Genomic DNA, 22,023 nt, shown 5'->3' with positions numbered 1-22,023 from the left:
CTGCAATGCGGGCTTTATCTCAGGCGGGCTTTTCAGGCCAGTCAATATCCGGGGCTTTCGTGGTATCAATCCGGTTCAGCATGACGCGATATTCTTTCCACTCATTGAGGCGGGCGATTTCCTCCTGCGTTGCTTTGCCGATATCTACTGCATCCTGCAATGGTGCCATTAACCGGCTGGCCTCCTCCATTTCAGCAGCCTGCCGGCTTGCCGCAAGATAAACGAGATCCTCGGCCTCAATCACTGGCGCCGTGAACACGCCATCGCGATAGATAAAATTAACGTCCGGCGGCGCCTCAACCGCGCTGATATCCACCCAAACCAGCGAAGGGTGATAGAGCTTTTCCGGCTTAACATCCAGCGACACGATCTCCGCGACGCGCTGTTCTTCAATGCGGGCATACGTTTTCATCAGCTGTACTCCTCAAGATAAATCACACCGTGACAACCAAAATTGCCGACAAACGGTGTCGAACGAATTGCTCCGCCACCGCCAGACCCGTAACCAGCCTGACGGAGCGTGTTTGTTGATTCCCCTGAGCGAATGCCACCGCCCCAGTAGCTGACACCGCCATCCCCGGACCCGCCTCGATAGACGTTCGTGGTGTCAGAAATAATGCCAGGCGCATCACTGCCATCACCGCCCTGAATATTCAGGTCTCCACCAACAGCCAGCCCGCCCCGTCCCCCATCACCGCCCGTTGCTGGAGAAGATCCATTTCCGGCAGTCAGAGTGCCATTAAAAGTAGTGCTTGTTGGTGTCACTGTGTCATCTCCCCCCCGACCCACTACCCCCGCATACGTTTTCGTGTCATCGACATTGAGCCAGGCGATCACGGTCCCTCCAGCCCCGCCTCCTGCACCACGCGATGTATAGTTTGACCCCCACCCGAGGAAGCCGTATCCACGCCCGCCACCGCCCGTGAGGATAATCTTGATGCGCTTTGTGCCCTGAGTGGGCTTATAGGAGATGCTGCCCGGCGTGGTGAAAAATTTCCGGTCAATAAACCTGCCGGAAAACTTTTCGCTAATACCGAGGTTTTTGAGAACGTCAGCAACCAGCCCGGCTTCTTTGATTTCTGCCAGGGCGCTTGCGATCTGCAGGTACTGGCTGTGTGGGTTTTTAGCGTCGATATGACTTTTCATTACGCTGTCAGCATAGGCCCTCACCTCGATCACGGCGTCATCAACATACTTGCGCGTTGCCAACACGACTGATGGATCAATTTTCAGCGTGACGGCTGTTGTGCTGTTCACGATTAAAATCATGCGCACGGTCTGCGTTCGGCCACTGCCTTCGGCCAGCTGAGGCTTGTAAGTCTCCGGGCAGTTAGCAACGGCAATCAGCACGCCGTCGGCGTCGTACAGGCCGATTTCACGAATCCAGAAACCGCCCTCACTTTCGGGAATAATCTGTTCGGCAATAATCTGGCTGCTATTGGCCGCATCAACGGTCAGTGAATTAAGCTGCGCACGGCGCTTCTCGCCGATGAGCTTAGTCTGTGCGGCGTCAGGCGTTGGCAGCGTGCCGCCGCCGTCGCCGACACCCATCGAGGTGATATTAACTTTAGTGCCGAGTGCGGCGGCGTTCGCCAGCTTAGCCGCGCCCTGATTGGTCAGCAGGGCAAAATATTTTGTCGTCATGCGCTCACTTCCGTCAGGTCAATAAGATGCAGCGCCACGCCGGAATAACCCGGCCCGCCGACGCTGATAAGTTCAGGTGTGTAGGGATAAACGGTCAGCTCGTCGCCGCTGTAACTGGCAACGGCAACCGGTAGCGCGCCGTTGGCGTCCAGGTTGATTGACAGCCCGATAAGGTGGCGACTGCAGGGCTTCGCGTCGGCTATCAGGCGCTCCAGCTCGTTATACATTTCCTCGGTAATGCCGGTATCAAGCACGCCCACGTCAAGCCTGAACGTGCCTGGTGTCTCATTGGTTTTCCACCACTCGACAACCCGGATGAGATAGCCCAGCGGCTCAACGACGCGGCGGATAGCGCCAATAGTGCCTTTGTGCCGGTGCACGTATTGCGAGGCGGCAACTACGGCGCGTTTTGTCGATTCAGGCCAGGCTGAATCCCAGCGGTCAACCGACCACGCCCACGCCAGATAAGGCAGCAACGCAACCGGGCATGTCTGGGGATTCCACAGCTGGCGCAGCGGCACGTTTATGGCGCCGAGGCTTGCCAGCGCTTCGGCTGCGGCCACCTCAAGCGGCGAGGATCCGGTCGGCAGCAGGCGATCACTCATCCGAGCCTCCCACAGTCAGCGAGTAGCCGGTGCAGTACGCGGCCTGCGTCTTATCCAGCACTACATCGGCGGCAGGCTTAATCAGGTTCACGCGCTGTACGCCCTCAACGTGCATGGCGGCATACAGCGCTGACAGCCGGATATCACGACCGAGCCGCTTCTGTGCGGTGACGTAGGCGGCAAGCTTAGCCTCGGACGCGGCGCGAACAGGCTCCGCCTCCGGCCCCGGATAGAGATAAATCTCCGCCTCAATTTCATAGTTCACGATATCAGCCGACTGCACACTCACCCGGTCGGCAACCGGGCGCACGTCTTCATCGTTGAGCGCAGCGTCGACCACAGCCAGCAGATCAGCCGCCGCCGTTCCGTTACCGTCGCGGGCAAGAATCGTTACGGTCACCACCGCGGGCGACGGACTGATGGCGGACGCATCCGCCACGCGGCCGTCGGCGCTTTTCGCGTGGTACTCATATGCGCCAGTTGGCCCTGCCACGCTCAACCCCTCAAAGGCAGCGGCGATGCGGGCGCGGAAATCATCGTTGCTTTCCATTACCGCCTCCGTCGGGGGAATGGTCGCTTGATCTGCAGGCGTAATCGTCAGGCGCTCAACGCCGTTGTTGGCGCCGAGCTGGTCAAGGTCGCCATCGAGCGCGTACGCCACCATAACGGCCTTTGCCGCCTCGTTGATGCGCTGACGTAGTATCACCTCGCGATAGGCATTCTCCTGCAGCAGCTTAACGATGGGCTCGGACTCCAGCGACAGCGTGCGCGCGATGGCGTCCTGCTGCTCGGCCGGATAGAGTGAAATCAGCGTGGCTTTGCGTTCAGCAAGCAGCGCTTCGTAGTCCAGCGTTTCCACCACGTCGGGCGCGGGCAGCTGACTCAGGTCGATAATTGCCATGTTTTCAGCTCACGGGAACGGTTAAGGAAAATGACTGCGCGGTGTCAGCGCGGTCGCCGGTCAGCACGACCACCATGCTGCCGTTAAAAGAGGTTTCTAAGCTGATGCCGCTCAGCTTTACGCGCGGCTCCCACTGGAGGATCGCCACGTAGCAGGCCGACATAATCTGCAGGCGCAGCGCTGCGTTCTGTGGCTGGTCAATCAGCGCCGACAGCAGCGAACCATAGCGGCGACGCATCACCCTGGAGCCAACCGGCGTAACCAGAATGTCGCGCACCGACTGGCGAATATGTTCAAGGTCGGTGAGCGCCGCGCCGGTCTCCCGGTTCATGCCGGTATATTTAGCGGTTGTCATTTAGGGCCGTCCGTTCTGCTGCCGCCACGCTGTACGCCGCCGTGATCATGGTCATCCACGACGACACCATTAGAACTGAACTTACCGCCGACATGCTCAATATCGCCGCTCATCCTGCCGCCCTGCGTGACTTCCAGCTGCGCGGTTTTAAGCAGCGCCGTGCACTCAACCTCTGGCGAATCGAACAGGATTTTCACTGCTGCCTTGATGGTTGCCGTCTTTACGCCGGTTGCGCTCAGCGCGCCGGTTGCAGGCTCATACTCAATCACTGCGCCGTCAGGGAATGACCAGTGCAGCGCGTCAGCCGATGCAGAGGGGGCAGCACTGGCGTCGGAGTAAACGCCCGGCAGCACAAACCCGGTATCGAGTTCGCCGCCCAGGCATAACACGAGCACCTGCTCACCCACTGACGGTGCGTTCCAAGAACGTGTTTTACCCGCGCGGGCGGTCAGCCAGTGCAGCCAGCCGGTTGTGTTATTTCCCGTATCCACGCGGCATAACCCGGCGTCCAGATTTACGGCGGACACGGTGCCAATGCGGATCAGATTGCGCAGCAGGCGCAGCATTTCGGATAGTTGTTCGTTCATGGAGTTAGTTTCATGCCGGCAGGTTCGGGCAACAATGAATCGCCGCCCGCTCATATATGGCAGAACAGATCAGCCGGATAGCTGCGTCAGAATTTCCTGCTCAATCATTTGCAGGTCACTTTCATTAATCCCCAGCAAAGGTCTCGCCTCATACTGGACTTCTTTACCGTTCCGTGACGGCCGGTCGCGCAGACCGTAATGATGCACCCGCGCCATACGCTGCACGCGGCCGGTAAACGCGATCACCGCTTCATCAGACAAACCCTGCGCTTTCATGTACTTTGCTGTGCGGAGTTTTGCGAACATCTCTCGCTTAACTCTGCCTTTTTTATTGCGCACCGGCTGCGTCTTGCGGGGCTTGAACGGCGTGCCGTCCGGCGCCTGCTGGCGTTTAATATTTTGCTGCTGGCTGGCTCGCAGCTTTTTAGCGATTTTACGCGCCATCTCTTTCCGCGCTGACGGCGACAGGCTGTTAATCAGCGCGCTCAGCCTGTCATTAACCAGTTGCAGCTCACTCATGACCGCCACTCACTGATAAGTGAACCGCCCGCATACAGCCGTACCGGCTGCGCGTCATCTTCCGGCAGTGGGTTTTCGCCGACGTGCTCAACGTGCAGCGCGCCATCAACACGCCTGACGATCACCCGCTCGCTGAGCTGCAGGTCAATGCTGATATCGCAGGCTGCATCACTGATAACGTCAGCCTTGAACGTGAAGCCTTCCTGCTGCTTTTCTTTTGTCGCCATAATGTCTGGCTCATTCACCCGCAGCCATTCCAGCATCGGCACAACCAGCAGGTCGATATCATCGGTGTAATCAGTGATCACCATATTCAGCCGGTACTGATATTCAAAAGACAGCGAGTTAGCGAGCGTGGAGACGATGCGCCCGCTGTCGATGAACACATTCAGGCTATCAGGGTTGCGCTGCAGCAGCGGCACGCTGTCGGCCAGCACCTTTCTCAGCAGTTGGGGTTTCAGCATCGTGTTGCTCCTGACAGTCTTTAATGATTTCTACCTGCAGCCCGCACGAGGCGAGCGCTGCTTCTAACTGACGGTTATCCGCCGCCAGATCGCCGGCCGTTTTCAGGCTGTTTCCCGGCACCGGGCAGCTTGTCACGCGCGGACAGCCAATCCAGATAATCTCTGGCGCTGGCGAAGGCCGGTCGGGCGTGCAGCCGGATAACATCGTCAGGCAGAGCAGCAGCAGACCAGTTACGCAGTATCGGACTTGCATCGGTTTCCCTCTGTATTTGTGCTTCACGGGTCAGGGCGCTGGCGCTGGCGCGGCCCTGCATCATTCGCAGCGCGGCTTCGCGTTTCTGGCCCTGCAGGTTTTCAGCGTTAAGCCGGCTTATCGCTTTGTCGCGGCTCTCAATGCCCGCCGACAGCGTGCCGATGATGCGCTGCGCGCCCGCCAGCTCATCGCTGGCAACCGACCAGCGCCAGCCGGTCAGCGCCAGCGCTATCAGTGCCGCCGCCAGAAGCGTGCCGATAATGCGGCTCATGTGCTGGCTTCCGTTCGCTCACTGCTGAGCAGTGCGCCTGCAATGGCGACAAACAGGCAGGCCAGTGAAGTAATTTTCCAGTCAGCCCCGGATAACAGCCCGCCAATGAAGGTGCGGTGATACCACTGAAGTGGAAGAACGTCGGCAAGCCTGAAGAAGTGATGCAACAACAGATGCATCTTTTGCCTAGCCATCCCTGTGTAAGTTCTGGCATATAAAGTGGTAATGCTGATCGCCACCCACAACGCAAACTCAACCCATACAGCCGCAGCCAGCAGGTAGATTGCATGCGTGACCGGCAGCAGAATGCCAGCAATGACCAGCGAAATGCACAGTCCGATCACAAACCACGTCGTGTTCACAAATTTCATTCAGTCACACTCCCTTTAAGCACCAGGCCAGCTCACGACCGCGCCGGTTATCCAGCCCCTGATTAAATACCCCCTTCACGTACACCCATCGCGGCAGCTGATAGCACGCCTCGCGCCACCGGCTCTGGTTCAGCAGCTTCACCAGCGTTGAACCGCAAGCGTTGCCTGTGCCGACGTTGAAGGCAAACGACACAAGTGCGTCGTACACCTTTTGCGGTACCTGCGAAAACACGCAGCGGGACAGCGCCATCTCAGTGCGCAGAACGTTAGAGATAAACGTGCCAGCCGCCTGCCGTTCCGTAATGTTTCTGCCCGGCACCACGCCAACGGTGTTACCGATGCCGTCGGTCCATTTATCCGCGTCGCACTTGTACGGACTCAGGCGACAGCCTTCATAATCGGCGATCAGCTTCAGTCCCTCTACTGAGGTGTGCAGCTGCTGAAATCCTGGCAGCGTGGCGGCAATCGCCAGCACGAGGCCGACAGAGCAGCGCTTAACGGCTTGCAGATTCATAGTCACCCCGGCTTATCCGACCGCGCTCGAAAAGGAGATAGGTTTTGCGCCGGTAGTACCAGCTCACCAGAAACATGCCCACGCCCAGCACCATGCCGAGGATCGTCGCCACGTCCTGCAAATCCCACTTACCCAGCCAGCCCATCACCACCGCAACGGCGTAGGTGATAAAGGCGCTGATGCGTTCCATAGTGATATTCATGATTCAGTCCCAGAGGTTAACGGTTTCCCCGGTGGAGGACTCCGGCAGGTCTGGCAGCGTGATATCGCATCCGTGCGGCAGCACCGGCCCGCTTTCGGCAAGGCCAGGATTCGCCGCATAGACCAGCTCGACAACCTGCTCAGTGCGGCCGTAATGGCGCTGACAGATTTCATCCACGGTATCGCCCTGCAGCGCGTATATCTGCGTCATAGCAGGCTCACGATGCAGCCGGGGCGCTCAGCAATGCGACTGATACTGAATCGCGCATCGCGCCAGTATTCGTCAGAGCTTGCTTCGATTTCACCGGCCTTTTTCGTGCCGCTGGCGTCATAGCCGCGATAACGCTCCACAATCACCGCGGCAGTCAAAGCGCTGACGGCCGCAAAATACTCCGTGACTTTTTCGCTCTCACCGTCGAGCGCTTCGGCGGGTACGGCGCCGAGGGTTTCAAATCCCGCCGCCATCTGCGCGGCGCGCCAGTCGTACAGCTCCGCGTTCACTTCAGCTATCGCCGACTTCACCGCCAGGCGCAGGCGCTGCGTGGTGACCGTTCCCTCATAGCGCAGCGTTTCCCTTAGCTGCTGCAGGTCGATATCAGGCCAGAAAAAGGTGTTCTTAACCGGCGGCTCGGCAGTCTCTGCCGGTCGCTGTGCTGCTATTACCAGCGTGCTCATAGTTGGCCCTTAAATAGGTGGGCGGTGGAGGACGACGCAGACACTGAAAGTGCGTTGTCGTCCTGCCGCCCGTGCGCGGGGTCGCGTTCGGTCAGCGGCTGGCGATGGCCTGCTTTTTCATCGCCGTTCCCAGCCGCTCAATGTCTTTTTTGACGCCGCAGCCGTCGTGCAACTGCTGCGCCCGTACAAGGTGGGTCATCGCCTCCGAAGCCCTGCCCGCATCGCGAAACACGTACCCGGTTATCTTGTGCAGCTTTGCGCGCACCTGATCGGGCATGTCTTCGGATTCCGTCATCGCAATAGTTGCCAGCAGCGGGCCGACATCGACCGGCTCTGTTGCCGTCCAGGCTCGCGTTGCCGCGCTGGCGACTTCCTCGGCCAGCAGATACGGCAGGCTGGCGCGCTTGAAGCCGTCAGGGGACACAAGGCCGTGCTCCAGCGCGTACCGGGCAATTTCCAGCGCGCCGGGCACGTCGCCCGCATCGAGCCGCCAGATCATGACGGTCATCAGCACGGCATCCTGTGCGCCTTTGCCTTTCTCCAGCACGCCGGACACCCACGGCAGGTACTCAGGCAGCAGCTGACGCTTCATTTCCGCCTTGCGCTCGTTAGAGTGCACTTTCTTCAGGCGTCGCTTGTCGTCGTTGAGCTTGATGAGCATCTGCTCATAGCCGCTGGCGTGGCGCAGCGGATCGTCGGCGTTCTGCGAGGCTTCGATAGCCTGCTGGCGCATGCGGTGACGTCGGGCAGGGCTTAACATGCGTTACGCCTCCGTTTTTTCGGTGCCAGCAGCGCCGCCGCTTTCTGCCGCCGCTTCCTGCATAGTTGCCGCCGGCGCAGCGAACTCACCGACCTCGATGTTTTCAACCAGGCAACCGGCCGCGTAATCCTCGATCACGTAGTCCTCGTTGATGGACTCATAGTTTTCGATGCGGTCGCGCTTCGGCACCTCGTCAATCAGGCGGCGGTGCGTGCCTTCCTGCCAGTAAATCGACAGGTTGTCCGGGCGGGTAATCATCAGCGCGTTGGCCGGGAAGTACGGCACGCGCACCGCTGGCAGGTTGCCGATGCGTTTCTGACTGACGATAAGATCGGCGGCCAGCTGCTCGGTGTTGGCCTGGGACTGGTTGACGATCGGGAAATATTTGTCAGCCAGCAGCTGACGGCCCACGATAACAACCAGCTCTGGGTCTTCCTGATACCACGGCTCGATAAGGGTGTTGGTGGCATCCATCACCAGCGCGTCAAGGTTAGCGTAATCGCCGTTTTTGCCGACGCGGATTTTTTCAGAAACGACAGTGCCATCTTCCTCGGTGATTTTGCTCATCACGCGATCCGGCGCATCATTGCGGTACTTCTGCAACCAGCCTACGGCTACGTCCTGCAGCATCGGGAACTTGGCGCGGTTTGATGTTTTGGCGCGGGTCACGCCGTTGAAGCCGATCATGATGCGGTCAAGTGCCTGGCGCTTCACGATGGCGTCGCGCAGGCGGGCCTGAAAATCTTCATAGCGCGCCCACAGATCGAGGGTGTTATAGCGGATGTGAAAATCGTAGTTGACCTGCACACACTCATAACCCTGCTTATCCAGCACGGCAAAGTCAGCAGTTTCGCGCTCGTCACCGCCTGCCGTGTCGGTCACGCTGGCAATCGAGCCGGACACGCCGATCCCGATTTTCTCGCCCTTCATTTCGGACACCGGCACGATGTTGACGCGGGTCAGAAAGTCGGACGACTCCTGCACGCGGGTCATCAGGGTTTGCGTGACCGACGGCTCTACTGTGAACTTTTTGTTCATGTCGTCGGTTTCTACGCCGTTCAGCTCGGCGAGGCGGGTCATGAACTGGTTAAACTTGAAGCGGGTATTCTTGCGCATTGGCGTTCCTGTTTATCTCTGTGTTGGGTTTTAACGTTCAGGCAACGCCTGATTAGCAGTCGGTCTGCGCGCCGGACTTCGGGTCGCTGCCGGTTGCCGCCGGGCGGCGGGTAAAGCTGCCGTCGGTCTGCGATAGCTGCCCCTGCAGTGCAGCGAAAGCGGCGCGGTCTTCCCCGGCCTGCTGCTCGATTGCCTCAAGGCGTGCGGTGACGGATTGCTCCAGCTCCGACAGGTTTTGTGACTGAGTATCTGCGTTCAGCTGCACCTGCTCGGCAACGGCCGTAATCGCCGCGCCGACGTCGGCGAACTGCTCGCCGCTGGCCTTTTTCTGTCCGGTAAACATGGCGGTGATGCGGGCCAGCAGAGACGGGGCCGGATCGGCAGCTTCCTCAAACTCGATCACGGTTTCTTCAGCGGCGGTAAACAGGTTGTCTTTATCCTGTTTGCGGGACGCCAGCGGGTTAGCTTTAGCCGTGGCGCTGAAGCTCAGGATTTCCGTGCCGAGGCTCGCCGGGTCGTCGGTAACAGCCAGGCCGACCAGATACGCCTCGCCCGTGTCGGCGAATTCAGGATTAACTTCGATGGAGGTGTAAATTTTCTGGCGCGCTTTGGTCAGATCGACCAGCTCAGGCGTCGGGTCAATCCAGCCAAACAGCGCCAGCTTTCCTTTGAGCGGGCCGTCGCCGATTTCTTCAGCCTCGACGGCGGTCACGTCACCAAAGCGGCGGAAAGTGCTGTCAGCGGCATAGCCCCGGATGTGTTCCATGTTGATGCGGGCGCCGTACATTTCCGGGTTGTAGTTTTTCGCCATCTGCGAAATCCAGTCGCGGGAAATAACGCGGCCGTCAGTTGTTGCGCCTTCAACTGCAATACGAAAACGCTTTGATTTGATTGCTGCCATTAATCAGGCTCCGGTCAGGTGTTGGGTCGGTTCGGGGCCAGTTTCCCCGTCGCCACACAATCCCTCAACGAATGCCAGCCCGCTGATGCATCAGCAAACAGGCACAGCAGGCGCGCCATTTTCGGCCCCGGTAGCCTTGCCGGTATGAAAACGACACCGACAACCATCATCAGCGATCCGCGCCGTCAGGCCGCGCTGCTTTACTGGCAGGGTTATTCCGTGCGCCAGATTGCGGAGACGCTCGGACAGAAAACGCCAACCGTGCAGAGCTGGAAACTGCGCGACGCGTGGGACGACGTTGCGCCCATCAGTCGCGTTGAATCCAGCATGGAAGCCCGGTTGATCCAGCTCATCATGAAAGAGGTAAAGGGGAATGGTGATTACAAAGAGATAGACGCGCTCGGCCGTCAGATTGAGCGCCTTGCCCGCGTTGAGCGCTACCGCAGCAGCGGTAACGAGGCCGACTTAAATCCGAACGTGCGCAACCGCAACAGGGGCGAGCGCCAGCCTGTCGTTAAAAACGAGTTCAGCGACGAGCAGATCGACAAGCTGACCGGCGTGTTTATGGATAACTGCTTTGAGTATCAGCTCAACTGGCACCGCGCCGGGCTGACTCATCGCATCCGCAATATTCTGAAGTCCCGCCAGATTGGCGCCACGTTCTATTTTGCCCGCGAGGCGCTGATCGATGCGCTGACCACCGGCCGCAACCAGATATTTCTTTCGGCCAGCAAGGCGCAGGCCCACGTCTTTAAAAACTACATCATCGACTTCGCCCGCCAGGTTGACGTTGACCTGAAAGGCGATCCCATCGTGCTGCCAAACGGCGCACGCCTGATATTCCTCGGCACGAACGTGCGTACCGCGCAGAGCTACACCGGCAATCTGTACCTGGACGAATATTTCTGGATACCGAAATTCCAGGAGCTGCGCAAAGTCGCCAGCGGCATGTCGCTGCACAAGAAGTGGCGCACGACGTATTTTTCCACGCCTTCTGCCCTGTCGCACAGCGCGTATCCGTTCTGGTCAGGTGAGCTGTTTAACAAAGGGCGGCGCAGCAAAGGTGACCGCATTGAGATAGACCTATCGCATTCTCACCTGGCGAAAGGTGCGCTGTGCGGTGATGGCCAGTGGCGGCAGATTGTGACGGTTGAGGATGCGCTGACCGGCGGCTGCAACCTGTTCGACATTGACCAGCTGCAGCTTGAATACAGCCCGGCGGAATATCAGAACCTGCTTATGTGTGAGTTTGTCGACGACGAGGCGAGCGTGTTCCCGTTCGCCGAGCTGCAAAGCTGCATGATCGATAGCCTGGAAGAGTGGGAAGATTTTAACCCATATCTGCCGCGGCCGTTCGCGTACCGGCCGGTCTGGATCGGCTATGACCCGTCGCATACCGGCGACAGTGCAGGCTGTGCGGTTATCGCGCCGCCGCTGGTTGCAGGCGGAAAGTTCCGTGTGCTGGAGCGCCACCAGTGGCGGGGCATGGACTTTGCCGCGCAGGCGAAATCTATCGAGGATTTGACGAAAAAATACACCGTTGAATATATCGGCGTGGACGCCACCGGTATCGGCCAGGGCGTTTTCCAGCTGGTACGCCAGTTTTACCCCGCCGCGCGCGAAATCAAATACTCGCCGGAGGTGAAAACCGCAATGGTGCTGAAGGCAAAGGACACTATCAGTAGCGGGCGCCTTGAGTATGACGCCGGGGCGACGGATATCACGCAATCTTTTATGGCGATCCGCAAAACTATGACGGCCAGCGGCAACCGCTCAACCTATGAAGCGAGCCGCAGCGAAGAAGCCAGCCATGCAGACGTTGCCTGGGCCATCATGCACGCACTGTTAAACGAACCGCTTACCGCTGCCAGCGGCGGCGCAAACCCCTCAATTCTGGAATTTTACTGATGAGCAAACGCAGAGGCCGCAAGGCTCACACCGCTATTGCGCAGCCAGCACAGGCAACCGCACCACAGCAGCACGCCGAGGCATTTACCTTCGGTGAGCCCACCCCGGTTATGGATAAACGCGACATTCTGGATTACGCCGAGTGCATCGGTAACGGACGCTGGTTTGAGCCGCCGGTCAGCTTTAACGGCCTGGCGAAAAGCCTGCGCGCGGCCGTGCACCACAGCTCGCCGATTTATGTAAAGCGCAACATTCTGGCATCAACCTTCACCCCGCATCCGATGATGAGTCAGCAGGAATTCAGCAAATTTGCGCTTGATTATCTGGTCTTCGGCAATGCCTTTGCCGAGCTGCGCCGCAACAGCCTCGGTAAGCCGCTGCGCCTTGAAACCACTCCAGCCAAATTCACCCGCAGAGGCGTGAAGGATGACGTTTACTGGTTCGTGAATGACTGGAAAGAGCCGCATGAGTTTTCGCCCGGCAGTGTTTTTCACCTGCTGGAGCCAGACATCAATCAGGAGCTTTACGGCCTGCCGGAATACCTAAGCGCGCTTAACTCAGCCTGGCTCAATGAGGCGGCTACGCTGTTCCGCCGCAAGTATTACCAGAACGGCGCGCACGCCGGTTACATCCTGTATATGACCGACGCGGCGCAGAGCAGCAGCGACATTGACCGGATGCGCCAGGCAATGCGTGACACTAAAGGGCTGGGTAACTTCCGCAACCTGTTCATGTACGCGCCGAACGGTAAGCCGGACGGGATTAAGATCCTGCCGCTTAGCGAGGTGGCGACGAAAGACGATTTCTTTAACATCAAGAAGGCCAGCCGCGATGACCTGTTAAGCGCTCACCGCGTGCCGCCGCAGATGATGGGAATTATCCCGGACAACTCAGGCGGATTTGGTGACGCGGTGAAAGCGTCTCAGGTATTTGTTCGTAATGAACTGACACCGCTGCAGGAACGTCTGAAGGAGATCAATAACTGGCTGGGCGAAGAAATAATAAAATTTAGCAAATATTCACTTTAGATAATGATTGACTCGCATCTTCAGGACACTGAAGATGCGAATAATCAAAACATGCGAACTATATCATTGCAGACTTGGGATGCAGCTAAATCCCTTGACTTGAAAAAATCAGAATTTTTTATCACCACAATATTACTAGAACCTGAAAACTGCAATTGCCCCATAGTGCTAATTATTGATTTTTTTATCTTAAACTTATTAGCCGCTCCATACCCTTCAACGCCATTTCTAATTCTGAGCTCGCAACAACTTTGGGCTGGAAGTCTATTATCATCAAGGTATTTAGATGCAGCACTAAATATAACGCCATGCCTTACTTTAACTAAATCAAATATTATATCCTCTAAAGTTCCAGTATTTAATCCATTCGCTGAATCATGATAAATATAAGCTCCAAAAGTATCATCATCATGTAACTGCAGCTGACCATTGAGCAAAGTCGGTGTTAACCCAATCTCTGCTGATATTTGCTCGAGGCGGTTATCCACACCGATGTCATCGGCATCAAAAAAATACAAGAACTTATATCCAAAGTCGTATCCAGTTGAGAACCCATCCTTACCTTTAATTTCTTTGTATAAATCAAACACCTCTCTCCTTTCTCTTTCTTTACCGTCCCCATTAAGATTGTGAATAAAGACGAAATCATTATCTTTTTTAAATGCAGCAGAAGGGATCTTATGCGAAGCACCTACATAACCTAACTTTCTTTCAGAGAGGTTTATTTTCTTTAATTCGCTTGAGAATAAGTTATTAAACGGAACAGGGAATTTATGAATTTCTTTATTGTAATCTTCAAAACCCGACCAAAGTAGCAGTCGCGTTAGGAAAGCAATGTCATGACCACCTTCACAAAAAACGATAGTAAGACTATTCATTTTCAGCACCCCCTCTTATATCCACGCCTAAACTATCTATTAAATATTGTAATCTTTCGCCCCCCACATCTTTGTAAGTTATTCTCTTACCATCATTATTTAATTGGAAGCCCGATATAACCTTATTATCAAAACCATTATTGACGAACGCAGATATACATTCATTCGAATGTGTTGTTAAGAATATTTGCACATTAAATGTTTCTGCAAGCTGTTGAACAAAAGCTGTAAACTCAACCAAAAGGGAGTAATGAATAGCCGTTTCAAACTCATCAATTAATATGACACCATTTTTAGCAGCAGCAAAACTCAGAGCGATATAAAATACGCGCTGTAAACCTTCACCATAAGTAGTTATATCAAAATTGCTAAATTTATTTTTTTCTGATTCTACAATAAATCTTTTTAATTCACCCTCATCAGTAAATCTGATATCGGTTATGGAATCATCAATTTTACTGACAAAATCAACAACAAGGCTTATAGCTGTAACAAACTCTGAACTATTAGGGCGCTGACATTTTGTTTCGATAGATTTTGTGTAATTCTTAACCAGATTGTCCAAGCTATAAAAATATGGGCTTTCAATAGATGCTGGGCATAGCTTCAATACTGAGTTACTATTCCTGATCATTTGCTCATGCACAAATGTATGAATTGTTGTAGTGAAATCCTCTCCATCGATTGTAGATGTTACTTTATATGATGAGATGTAATCGTCTTTTTTGTCTATATCAATGGCTTCAAACTTTTCGTACTTAACCCCGACGCCGACATTGTTGTAAATGCCACCAATATACATATTCTTAGTAAATATTTTATTCAACAACAGTGGACTTAAGTCTGAAGATTTATTCTTTGATTTAATCAAATTGAAAAATGAAGAAATATCATTTTGTTGAGTTAATAAATAAATAGCCTCTAGCAAACTGGTTTTACCGCTATTATTAAACCCAGCAATAATGTTTATTTTGTTCAGGTTATCTAAACGAAACTTCTTAAAAGATTTATATTTCTCAATTGATATTTCAGAAAACTGAGTAGGCCTACCGAATTCAAAAGCTACGCTATAATTACCACCTTCTATATTTAAAGTGCTTTTCTTTGGAAGAATTGAACTCAACTTTTCTTTAGCATCAATGAGTGAATCAACATCCTCGTTACTGACATGATTTCTAATCTCTGACAAAGTTTTTACAGAAGAGAATAAATCAGCAAGCGCATTTTGATAATTTTGTTTATCGATTGTTCCACTAACTGCTAAACCTCTAGCAAGACTTCTCTCTCTCTCCATCACCTCAAGAGCAGATTCATTATTAATAAATAAAGCTAACTCACGAATTTCGAGAGACTTAGTGATGATAGCATCACGTTCTTCATAATCGCTTTTGCTTTCGGAAAAATCATCTTCTACTTCATCGTCATCTAAATCTTCTGTCGAGCACGAATATTCATTCCTTGAAATCCATGAAAATAACCTTTCGAGATTAATGCTATTCTTTGCTGCATAAATTTCATCACTCCAGCTTAGCCATTCTCTTATTGCAGGTTTTTTTATGATTTCTTCAAATAGACCATATCGAGCAGGATCAAACTGCTCACTATAGTCGCTTCTTTTATATGCGGAAATGAGGTTGTAGATTCTGATCATCGACCTCAACCTTGCTTTAGATATGCCTAATGAATCGCACAACTCATTCTCTTTAGATAGGTATAAGTCAGTGTTTCTGTAGGGTAAGAGGAAATCATGAACCAGCTTTGACTGATTTAAAGTTGACCATTTTTTATTCCCACTAATATGCTTTAATCCCATCACGATTAAATGTTTTTCAGTGTCATCTGATTCATGCAATTCAAATTTGACACTATGAAATACTTTAGGATCCAAATTACCAATATCCAGACCCTTTTCATATTCTTCCTGCAGATGCTTTAGTGCTGCAACTCGCCTGTTACCTTCTAACACAAGAAAAGCACCATCATGTAACTCTCTTGCTTGAATAATATCTACATCTAAAAAACCATTAGCTTTGAAGCTTGACAATAAATCTCTAATATTTTCTTGTCTAATACCTTCAATAAAATGCCGTGTTCTTTTCTGAATCGAAAAGTCCGTTATGTTATCTGATGAAACCTGCTTGTAATTTTCATTATCGACAAACCGATAGTTATTGGGATCTAAAAATAGATCCCTCAGACTAGCAAAGTCTTTCTTAGAGTTTTTATTGGAAACTTTTGTCATCGACTACTCCTTTAATGATAGCCAGATATGGGGCGGGAACGTCCTCTGCCTACAAGTTGTAAAGATATATGTTTGGCAGCTAGCGCGCAATGCTATCCCCACCACGCCTGCCCGCTTTATGCAGTGGTTTTCATGCATCTGCATAACACAAACAAAAGCCCGCCAGTACTGGCGGGCTGAAGGATAAGCGATCCTTTAAGGATCATGCGGATTCATGCAGCATAGTCATGCACTGCCGGGTTTATCTTCTTTAGCAGGTTCTGGCGTTGAGAAATCGTCGAAAGACTTATAGGTTTCGGTATCAAAAAGTGAAACGCCCTCAACCTGATCCATAGGCATTACGTGCCGGAAATGCCCGAAATTAAGTGGCACAGAATCAGCTGTAATGTCCTGGCTCAGGTAAAGCTCAAAATATCTGTGCTGTTCGTGATATCGCAGCGTATCTTTATCACGGTAGCCGCTGATGTAAGGGATGATGGCAAGGTGCTGTGTGTCGTGATGCTCCATGCGAGGCGCAGCTACATAACCGATATAAACTTTCCGTGATTTCAGAGTGACAAAAATCAGCTGTCCTTCATCGATTGCTTGGAGCAGCAATGACTCAATGCCATCCTGCGCGGCCATTTCACGATATGCCTTTTGCCTTTCTTCGTTGTTTTCCAGCGCGCGCTTAGCGCTGTTTCCCTGATCAATAGCAAGCCATACAGCCATTGCCATTGAAAGAACAAAGAAAAGTGGATAGGACATGACCTTAACATCCGTCAGCCATGAATAATAATCAGCGTGGAGGCTGGGCCATATCATACCCAATATGTTGACTACAGTACTAACCAGAAGGAGGAAAACAAAGAGGGCTGTGATAACGCCAAAGCCCTGGATAGCGAACTTACATCCATGCATAGCCACATAAAAGTAAGCATTCCAGCCATCACTTCGGGCTAATTTTATGCGGGATTGGTAATGATTCTGTGTGTACCAAAACCCGCATACGAGGACAACCATAATGATCAACGGACCCATCAACTATCCCTGTCGTTTAGCTGCCAGTTCTTCCATGCGCGCACGCATTGAGTCGCGTACCTGCTGATTTTTCATGTTAACCGTCGCTGAGCCGTTCAGGTCGGTAATGATTTTACCGTTCGAATTACTGACATCATGACGGATAGCTTCCTGCATGATCTTACCCGGAGCGGATAACATCTTTCTGAGAAGTTCGGTCATATAACCTCCTGATGACACAAACGCCGCTGGCAGCGGCGTTTACAGTGTGCTGCCATGTAACTATAGGACAGCTGCAAGATAATAAAATTCGGTTGGAGCTACTTCTTAACCTACTTACCTGCAGCAATCAACAGAATTTAGGTGTTAGGAAAGAGAGCGCACGCCCTGTCTTGCTGACTTCCTCATGAAAAGCATCCATCACCGATTAGCTTATCTTTTGATTCTTATCGAGCATGATGTCGATGTGCATAACAGTAACCTAAAGTTATTTTTCAAGGGGCACAGCCGAAAACACGACTGAAAATTGCTTATTGGATATGACGGAGGTACTTGCTATCTCAGCTATGAGGCTAAGCGCTATCTCCCTATCGCGTTCTTTACAGATCCCTTCAGTAGTGAGCCTTGCTATCAACTCAACGCGTTCAAGCATTACCCGTTCTTGTAAATCATTATCCATGCATCCTCCCCCCATCAAATCACTGTACATATACACAGTATCATAGCATTCAGATCGAGCGAAAGAAAAATGTCCTCACAACAACTACTTTTTATCCTGCTGATATGAAACATCTTTTCCACGCCATACCAAGCGACACAATAAGGCACACTATCAATACAATCTATGCATAATTAGCCTGTATAATTTTAGTTTTAGAACGTCAGCGAACATTTTTTGCTCTCATCTGTTCAGCTAAACGGTTAAAGCGGGTTAACACCCCCTCCCCTGCCGACTCTGATTTTGGCCGGAACAGATCTCCATCTGCAGAGCTACGGAACATACGCCCGGCAATTACAGTCTGCGTACCGCCAATCAGGCGCACGGCCAGACCGCGGCTGATAGTTTCACCGCTTAAATCTCTCACCTGGCTTATCAGGTTGTCGCAGGCAGCTTCGATTTTGTCCGATCGCCTGAGCTTCTTATGTAGTTTTTGAGGTTGCTGCGCCCTGATTTGCACCAGCAAGCGCCTCCGTTCCTTCCTGCTCATGCTGTCAGGGTCAATTTTTTCGAAACTTTCCGGCGGGCTCGAATCCTCGGATCTCAAACCTCCCGTACAGTTATTGACAGAACTCCGAGAGGACGCGGGCGCGTCCTGAAGGTCAAAAGCAAAATCAACGGCACGCTTCGGAACGATTTTCCACTGCGCCAGCCGGGTTAAAATTGGCGTATCTTCTCCGACTTCAGTAGCAAAAACACCTTTGATGCGCACGGTTTCCTCGCCGTATTCGTTCACGTCTTCGCTGGCCTGATACCAGGTGCGCACGGCCAGTTCATCGCGGCGCACGAACGGGCCGCCCTGCGCATTAACGTAGCCTGCCCAGTCACCCGCATCAGCAGCGTCGTGCGCAGCTGCAAACTCAACGCTGAGCCCGTGCGCGGTTTCGCTGTCGGCCATGCGGCGCAGCTCGCGGTAAACAGTCACCGGCGCGCCGCCCACAAACTGGAACTGGCGAATGTGCCAGCGCGCAGCCCAGGCGGAAACGGCCGGCGCAGTCTCTTTAAGCTCTTTGCCGCTTTCGTCGTCAATTTCACCGTCAAGCGCGTAGCCGTCAATGTTCTTCGAGATGTACTTAGCCACGTAGCCCGTGGCGCTGCCTTTTTCCGGGTCGATGGCTTCGGCGTGAAAACGCGCTTTGCGGGCTTTATCGCTCGTCAGCTCGCCGCTGTCTTCCTGCCAGGCATAGTCGCGCATAATCTGGCGCACGCGATCAACATGTTCGGGACGCATAAACATCAGCATGTGCCAGTGCGGGGTCGCGTCGTGATGAGGCTCGGCAACGCGAATCCCGAAAATGCGGATTTCCTCGCGGTGAAGCTTGGCGCGGATTTTCTGCCAGACGCTGCAAAGATAGCGCTGTGTGTCGGCCGGGCTGGCGCCGTTCCACTTGCGGTTTCGATGGCCGGTCTTGATGGTGGCGTGATAGCGCGACGGGGCTGTAAGCGTGTAAAAATCGCCAACGAAGCCCATTGCGCTGCAGATATTTTCGAAGCCGCGAATGCGCGTCATCAGCTCGCAACGGCGGATCGCCGGGTTGGCCACGCTGCCGTCGTACTTTTCGATCAGACTGATGCGGTTGCCTTCCTCGTCTTCCAGCTCCATGCCCTTCAGGAACTCACGGGTGCGGCGCTTCTGCTCGCGCCACTCTGAGACGGTCATGCTGCTGGCGTAGGGGGTGTGGTTTTTGCTGACGTTAGCCAGGGCAATCTGCAGGTGCTCGCGCCATGACGCGGCGGCGCGGCGCAGGCGGCCCTTCCACCATTTTTCAGTCTGCATGCGCATGATCGCCGGGGTCACTTCTTCCGGGTCGAACAGGCGGGACGTAACCTTTTCCCACAGCGGAGGCATCTGGCCCAGCTCCCGGGTGATAGTGGCGGCGGTCATGTAAACGCGATGGGTGTATTTGTAATCCGACTCGTCGCTGGCCTGCGCGTGCGCCTGTACCAGCTCGGCGAGGATGAAATTAGCCACATCCCCGGCCAGCAGATCGACGTCAGCGCGCGCCATATCCGGCAGGCGGTTAAAGCGGCGCATCAGGTTAAAAAGCTGACCACCTGCGACTGCCGTATTGTCCGCGTCAGTCGCATTCGCACCGAGCAGGTTTAAAGTGCTCCCTTTCATTACGCCGAGGCGATATTGCGCGCTGACAACCTCAACGCGTGGCAATGTGCGCTCTACGAAAGTCTTCGTAAAGTACGCATTGGCACGGGCTGTGCCCTGTGTTTTTTCCAGCTCGGCGATGCGGCGCTTAACGTCCAGCTGGACCAGCGTCGGCTGCTTTTCGAGTAGCTCCTGCGCACGCACTAAAGCCGCAATCATACGATTGCGGCTGTGTATTTCCTCATAAGTGGGGTACGGACTGGCGATTGCTTCCCGTGGGGCATTCCACGGGTAAGCGTATTCAACGATCACTCAACAGCCTCACCGCCAGCGCTTCGTAGCGGGACCGCAACTCTTCATTTTCTTCGTGCGCTTTAATCGCCTCCTCTTTCCATTTGGCGCACAGCTGCTCTGCATTGCGCGCGCGCTGCGCACAGTCTTCCTGCACTGGCAGTGCGGCGTAGAGAAGGCAGCTGCCCGGCCTCACTCCGCCTAGCCACCGACCGCCCACGCTGCCAAATGTAGCGACAGGCTTAGCCTCCAGCGAAGCCAGCGCGATTTTTGCGCTCTTAAGTTCGTTATTTAGGTGAGCCTTTATCCCCGGAACTTTCTCCTTCAAAAAATGCGGTGTAATAGCCTTTATCTTCGCTTTGTTATGCGCAATCAGCGCTTGACGTTGATCTTCGCTAATCATTGCGACACCTCCACAACCACTGAAAGGTCGGCACCTGCCGCCAGGTCAAAACCAGACCACACGCAGCCGGCAGACGGGCGGCGCACCGCGATGATTTCCGCTGCGCGCTTTTTCTCACCGCCGGCAACGCCAACCGAGCGGGCCACGCTGATTTTTGTCAGCTCAAAAGCACGCAGGATGCTGCGGGTAAACAGGGTGTCGCTGTTTGACAGGACAACTGGATTGCGATCAGCAATGCCCAGCAGGTAGCAGACCAGCGAGCACTGGTCATCGTCGTCAAAACCGGCGGTGTGATAGTCGGCAAACGTGCCGTGATACGGCGGATCGCAATACACCACGTCACCGCCTTTAATCATGGTCAGGGTTTCCTGATAACCGGCACAGATGAACGTCGCGCGCTGAGCCTTCACGGCAAACGCCTCGATTTCAGCCAGGGGGAAATAAGGCTTCGCGTAATTCCCGTAAGGAACGTTGAATCCGCCGCGGCGGTTATAGCGACAAATCCCACGGTATCCGTGGCGGTTCAGATAGAGAAAGTGCGCCGCGCGCTCAAGCAGTGGCATTGAGGCGCTATTGTTGAATTCATCGCGCAGCCGGTAATAGCTTTCCTCGCTCGTGTTCTGATTAAAAAGCGACGCTGCGAGCACGATAAACGGTCGCGCGTGCTCTTTTACCTGCTGGTACAGGTTGATTAAATCGGGGTTAATGTCAGCGACCAGATATTCCGGGTAATCAGTATTCATCATTACTGCGCAGGAACCGGCGAACGGCTCGACCAGACGATCGCCGGCTGGCAGGTGAGCCGCCAGCTCAGTCATTACGCCGGCTTTGCTGCCCGGCCACTTCAGGATGGTTTTCATAGTGCGGCCCCTTTGTAATGCGCGCTTTTCAGCTCACCAACTTCCTTACAGGTCACGCACTCAGAAACGCCCGGCAGCGCACGGCGGCGCGCCTCCGGGATTTCATCACCGCATGAAAGGCAGAAAAACTCACTCGCCCCGGCCGGGCGATGAGTTGCGTTTGCCAGATTGCGCGCCAGTTCCTCCTGCACGCGCTGCTGTACCAAATCCATTGAATCGGCCATCAGTGCAGCTCCCTCGCCTGGTTCTCGTAACGCTCGGCCTCTTTGTCCAGCAGCTCGATAATTTCTGCTGCTGACATTTCATTTTTGCGGGCATGAATTGCCAGCGCGGCAATGTGGATAGATACGGCCAGCGCATCGTCTGAGCGCTGCTCGCTTTTAGCTTTACTCAGCAGAGCGGTAAGCGCGTCGTCATCACTTTTAAACTGACGGGTTTCAATATTTCGCATTTTTCAC

General features: G+C 53.9%; 29 protein-coding genes and 1 pseudogene. 2 read left to right on the top strand and 28 right to left on the bottom strand.

Going from position 1 to position 22,023, the window contains the following annotated elements:
- Positions 1–19: 19 nt before the first annotated feature.
- The 18 genes and pseudogenes from AC6I8F_RS02830 to AC6I8F_RS02745 form a co-directional block, all read right to left on the bottom strand.
- On the bottom strand, positions 20–412 hold the full coding sequence (locus tag AC6I8F_RS02830; RefSeq protein ID WP_498028481.1) for a tail fiber assembly protein: 393 nt from the start codon (positions 410–412) through the stop codon (positions 20–22).
- On the bottom strand, positions 412–1,644 hold the full coding sequence (locus AC6I8F_RS02825) for a phage tail protein (protein WP_498028480.1): 1,233 nt from the start codon (positions 1,642–1,644) through the stop codon (positions 412–414). Before AC6I8F_RS02825 ends, AC6I8F_RS02830 begins: the two co-directional genes overlap by 1 nt.
- Complete coding sequence (locus AC6I8F_RS02820) at positions 1,641–2,249, bottom strand: phage tail protein I (protein WP_411672562.1); 609 nt, start codon at positions 2,247–2,249, stop codon at positions 1,641–1,643. The genes AC6I8F_RS02825 and AC6I8F_RS02820 overlap by 4 nt, the downstream gene beginning before the upstream one ends.
- Positions 2,242–3,150 carry a baseplate assembly protein gene (locus AC6I8F_RS02815; protein WP_498028479.1) on the bottom strand — a complete coding sequence of 303 codons (909 nt, stop codon included), beginning with the start codon at positions 3,148–3,150 and terminating at the stop codon, positions 2,242–2,244. The genes AC6I8F_RS02820 and AC6I8F_RS02815 overlap by 8 nt, the downstream gene beginning before the upstream one ends.
- 4 nt (positions 3,151–3,154) lie before the next feature.
- On the bottom strand, positions 3,155–3,505 hold the full coding sequence (locus AC6I8F_RS02810) for a GPW/gp25 family protein (RefSeq protein ID WP_498028478.1): 351 nt from the start codon (positions 3,503–3,505) through the stop codon (positions 3,155–3,157).
- On the bottom strand, positions 3,502–4,092 hold the full coding sequence (locus tag AC6I8F_RS02805; RefSeq protein ID WP_429278532.1) for a phage baseplate assembly protein V: 591 nt from the start codon (positions 4,090–4,092) through the stop codon (positions 3,502–3,504). The genes AC6I8F_RS02810 and AC6I8F_RS02805 overlap by 4 nt, the downstream gene beginning before the upstream one ends.
- Positions 4,093–4,161: 69 nt before the next feature.
- Positions 4,162–4,611 carry a phage virion morphogenesis protein gene (locus AC6I8F_RS02800; RefSeq protein WP_498007933.1) on the bottom strand — a complete coding sequence of 150 codons (450 nt, stop codon included), beginning with the start codon at positions 4,609–4,611 and terminating at the stop codon, positions 4,162–4,164.
- Positions 4,608–5,075, bottom strand: coding sequence for a phage tail protein (locus AC6I8F_RS02795; protein ID WP_498028477.1), 468 nt, complete (start codon positions 5,073–5,075; stop codon positions 4,608–4,610). The genes AC6I8F_RS02800 and AC6I8F_RS02795 overlap by 4 nt, the downstream gene beginning before the upstream one ends.
- Positions 5,008–5,328 carry an Rz1-like lysis system protein LysC gene (lysC, locus tag AC6I8F_RS02790; protein WP_498028476.1) on the bottom strand — a complete coding sequence of 107 codons (321 nt, stop codon included), beginning with the start codon at positions 5,326–5,328 and terminating at the stop codon, positions 5,008–5,010. The genes AC6I8F_RS02795 and lysC overlap by 68 nt, the downstream gene beginning before the upstream one ends.
- Positions 5,249–5,599: pseudogene (locus tag AC6I8F_RS02785) on the bottom strand (Rz-like lysis system protein LysB); the annotation flags it as partial. The gene lysC and the pseudogene AC6I8F_RS02785, both read right to left, overlap by 80 nt.
- Entirely contained in the window at positions 5,596–5,970 is a 375-nt protein-coding gene (locus AC6I8F_RS02780; RefSeq protein ID WP_498028475.1) for a DNZ54_00345 family protein, read from the bottom strand. The pseudogene AC6I8F_RS02785 and the gene AC6I8F_RS02780, both read right to left, overlap by 4 nt.
- A gap of 4 nt (positions 5,971–5,974) precedes the next feature.
- Positions 5,975–6,484, bottom strand: a complete 510-nt coding sequence (locus AC6I8F_RS02775; protein WP_411672553.1) for a lysozyme — start codon at positions 6,482–6,484, stop codon at positions 5,975–5,977.
- A complete protein-coding gene (locus AC6I8F_RS02770; protein WP_411672586.1) occupies positions 6,465–6,680 on the bottom strand; it encodes an HP1 family phage holin in 216 nt (71 codons plus the stop codon). Before AC6I8F_RS02770 ends, AC6I8F_RS02775 begins: the two co-directional genes overlap by 20 nt.
- A 9-nt stretch (positions 6,681–6,689) precedes the next feature.
- Positions 6,690–6,896, bottom strand: coding sequence for a tail protein X (locus AC6I8F_RS02765; protein WP_371221637.1), 207 nt, complete (start codon positions 6,894–6,896; stop codon positions 6,690–6,692).
- Positions 6,893–7,360 (bottom strand): head completion/stabilization protein, encoded by a 468-nt coding sequence (locus AC6I8F_RS02760; protein WP_498028474.1) that lies wholly within the window; start codon positions 7,358–7,360, stop codon positions 6,893–6,895. Before AC6I8F_RS02760 ends, AC6I8F_RS02765 begins: the two co-directional genes overlap by 4 nt.
- A 91-nt stretch (positions 7,361–7,451) precedes the next feature.
- On the bottom strand, positions 7,452–8,120 hold the full coding sequence (locus tag AC6I8F_RS02755; RefSeq protein ID WP_498028473.1) for a phage terminase small subunit: 669 nt from the start codon (positions 8,118–8,120) through the stop codon (positions 7,452–7,454).
- Between the two features lie 3 nt (positions 8,121–8,123).
- Positions 8,124–9,236: a phage major capsid protein, P2 family gene (locus tag AC6I8F_RS02750; RefSeq protein ID WP_498028472.1), complete on the bottom strand. Its 1,113-nt coding sequence runs from the start codon at positions 9,234–9,236 to the stop codon at positions 8,124–8,126.
- Between the two features lie 52 nt (positions 9,237–9,288).
- Positions 9,289–10,137 (bottom strand): GPO family capsid scaffolding protein, encoded by an 849-nt coding sequence (locus tag AC6I8F_RS02745; RefSeq protein WP_498028471.1) that lies wholly within the window; start codon positions 10,135–10,137, stop codon positions 9,289–9,291.
- Between the two features lie 144 nt (positions 10,138–10,281).
- Here AC6I8F_RS02745 and AC6I8F_RS02740 point away from each other — a divergent pair, with 144 nt between their 5' ends.
- Positions 10,282–12,045 (top strand): terminase ATPase subunit family protein, encoded by a 1,764-nt coding sequence (locus AC6I8F_RS02740; RefSeq protein ID WP_498028470.1) that lies wholly within the window; start codon positions 10,282–10,284, stop codon positions 12,043–12,045.
- On the top strand, positions 12,045–13,073 hold the full coding sequence (locus AC6I8F_RS02735) for a phage portal protein (RefSeq protein WP_498028469.1): 1,029 nt from the start codon (positions 12,045–12,047) through the stop codon (positions 13,071–13,073). Before AC6I8F_RS02740 ends, AC6I8F_RS02735 begins: the two co-directional genes overlap by 1 nt.
- Before the next feature lie 44 nt (positions 13,074–13,117).
- On the opposite strand, the gene AC6I8F_RS02730 is transcribed toward AC6I8F_RS02735, so the two are convergent.
- The 10 genes from AC6I8F_RS02730 to AC6I8F_RS02685 all read right to left on the bottom strand — a co-directional run bounded on the left by AC6I8F_RS02730 (position 13,118) and on the right by AC6I8F_RS02685 (position 22,016).
- Complete coding sequence (locus AC6I8F_RS02730; protein ID WP_498028468.1) at positions 13,118–13,951, bottom strand: hypothetical protein; 834 nt, start codon at positions 13,949–13,951, stop codon at positions 13,118–13,120.
- Complete coding sequence (locus AC6I8F_RS02725) at positions 13,944–16,193, bottom strand: AAA family ATPase (protein WP_498028467.1); 2,250 nt, start codon at positions 16,191–16,193, stop codon at positions 13,944–13,946. The genes AC6I8F_RS02730 and AC6I8F_RS02725 overlap by 8 nt, the downstream gene beginning before the upstream one ends.
- 225 nt (positions 16,194–16,418) lie before the next feature.
- A complete protein-coding gene (locus tag AC6I8F_RS02720; RefSeq protein ID WP_498028466.1) occupies positions 16,419–17,213 on the bottom strand; it encodes a hypothetical protein in 795 nt (264 codons plus the stop codon).
- A gap of 3 nt (positions 17,214–17,216) precedes the next feature.
- Positions 17,217–17,414, bottom strand: a complete 198-nt coding sequence (locus AC6I8F_RS02715) for a hypothetical protein (RefSeq protein ID WP_022549167.1) — start codon at positions 17,412–17,414, stop codon at positions 17,217–17,219.
- Between the two features lie 265 nt (positions 17,415–17,679).
- A complete protein-coding gene (locus AC6I8F_RS02710) occupies positions 17,680–17,871 on the bottom strand; it encodes a hypothetical protein (RefSeq protein WP_498028465.1) in 192 nt (63 codons plus the stop codon).
- 202 nt (positions 17,872–18,073) lie between these two features.
- Positions 18,074–20,323, bottom strand: a complete 2,250-nt coding sequence (locus tag AC6I8F_RS02705; protein WP_498028464.1) for a replication endonuclease — start codon at positions 20,321–20,323, stop codon at positions 18,074–18,076.
- A complete protein-coding gene (locus tag AC6I8F_RS02700) occupies positions 20,313–20,705 on the bottom strand; it encodes a hypothetical protein (RefSeq protein ID WP_498028463.1) in 393 nt (130 codons plus the stop codon). Before AC6I8F_RS02700 ends, AC6I8F_RS02705 begins: the two co-directional genes overlap by 11 nt.
- Positions 20,702–21,565: a DNA adenine methylase gene (locus AC6I8F_RS02695; protein ID WP_498028462.1), complete on the bottom strand. Its 864-nt coding sequence runs from the start codon at positions 21,563–21,565 to the stop codon at positions 20,702–20,704. The genes AC6I8F_RS02700 and AC6I8F_RS02695 overlap by 4 nt, the downstream gene beginning before the upstream one ends.
- Complete coding sequence (locus AC6I8F_RS02690) at positions 21,562–21,789, bottom strand: TraR/DksA family transcriptional regulator (RefSeq protein ID WP_058771671.1); 228 nt, start codon at positions 21,787–21,789, stop codon at positions 21,562–21,564. The genes AC6I8F_RS02695 and AC6I8F_RS02690 overlap by 4 nt, the downstream gene beginning before the upstream one ends.
- Complete coding sequence (locus tag AC6I8F_RS02685; RefSeq protein ID WP_498028461.1) at positions 21,789–22,016, bottom strand: DUF2732 family protein; 228 nt, start codon at positions 22,014–22,016, stop codon at positions 21,789–21,791. The genes AC6I8F_RS02690 and AC6I8F_RS02685 overlap by 1 nt, the downstream gene beginning before the upstream one ends.
- Positions 22,017–22,023 lie beyond the last annotated feature (7 nt).

This window comes from gamma proteobacterium symbiont of Axiagastus rosmarus, assembly GCF_059730925.1.
This window is presented reverse-complemented; position numbering and strand designations above follow the sequence as displayed.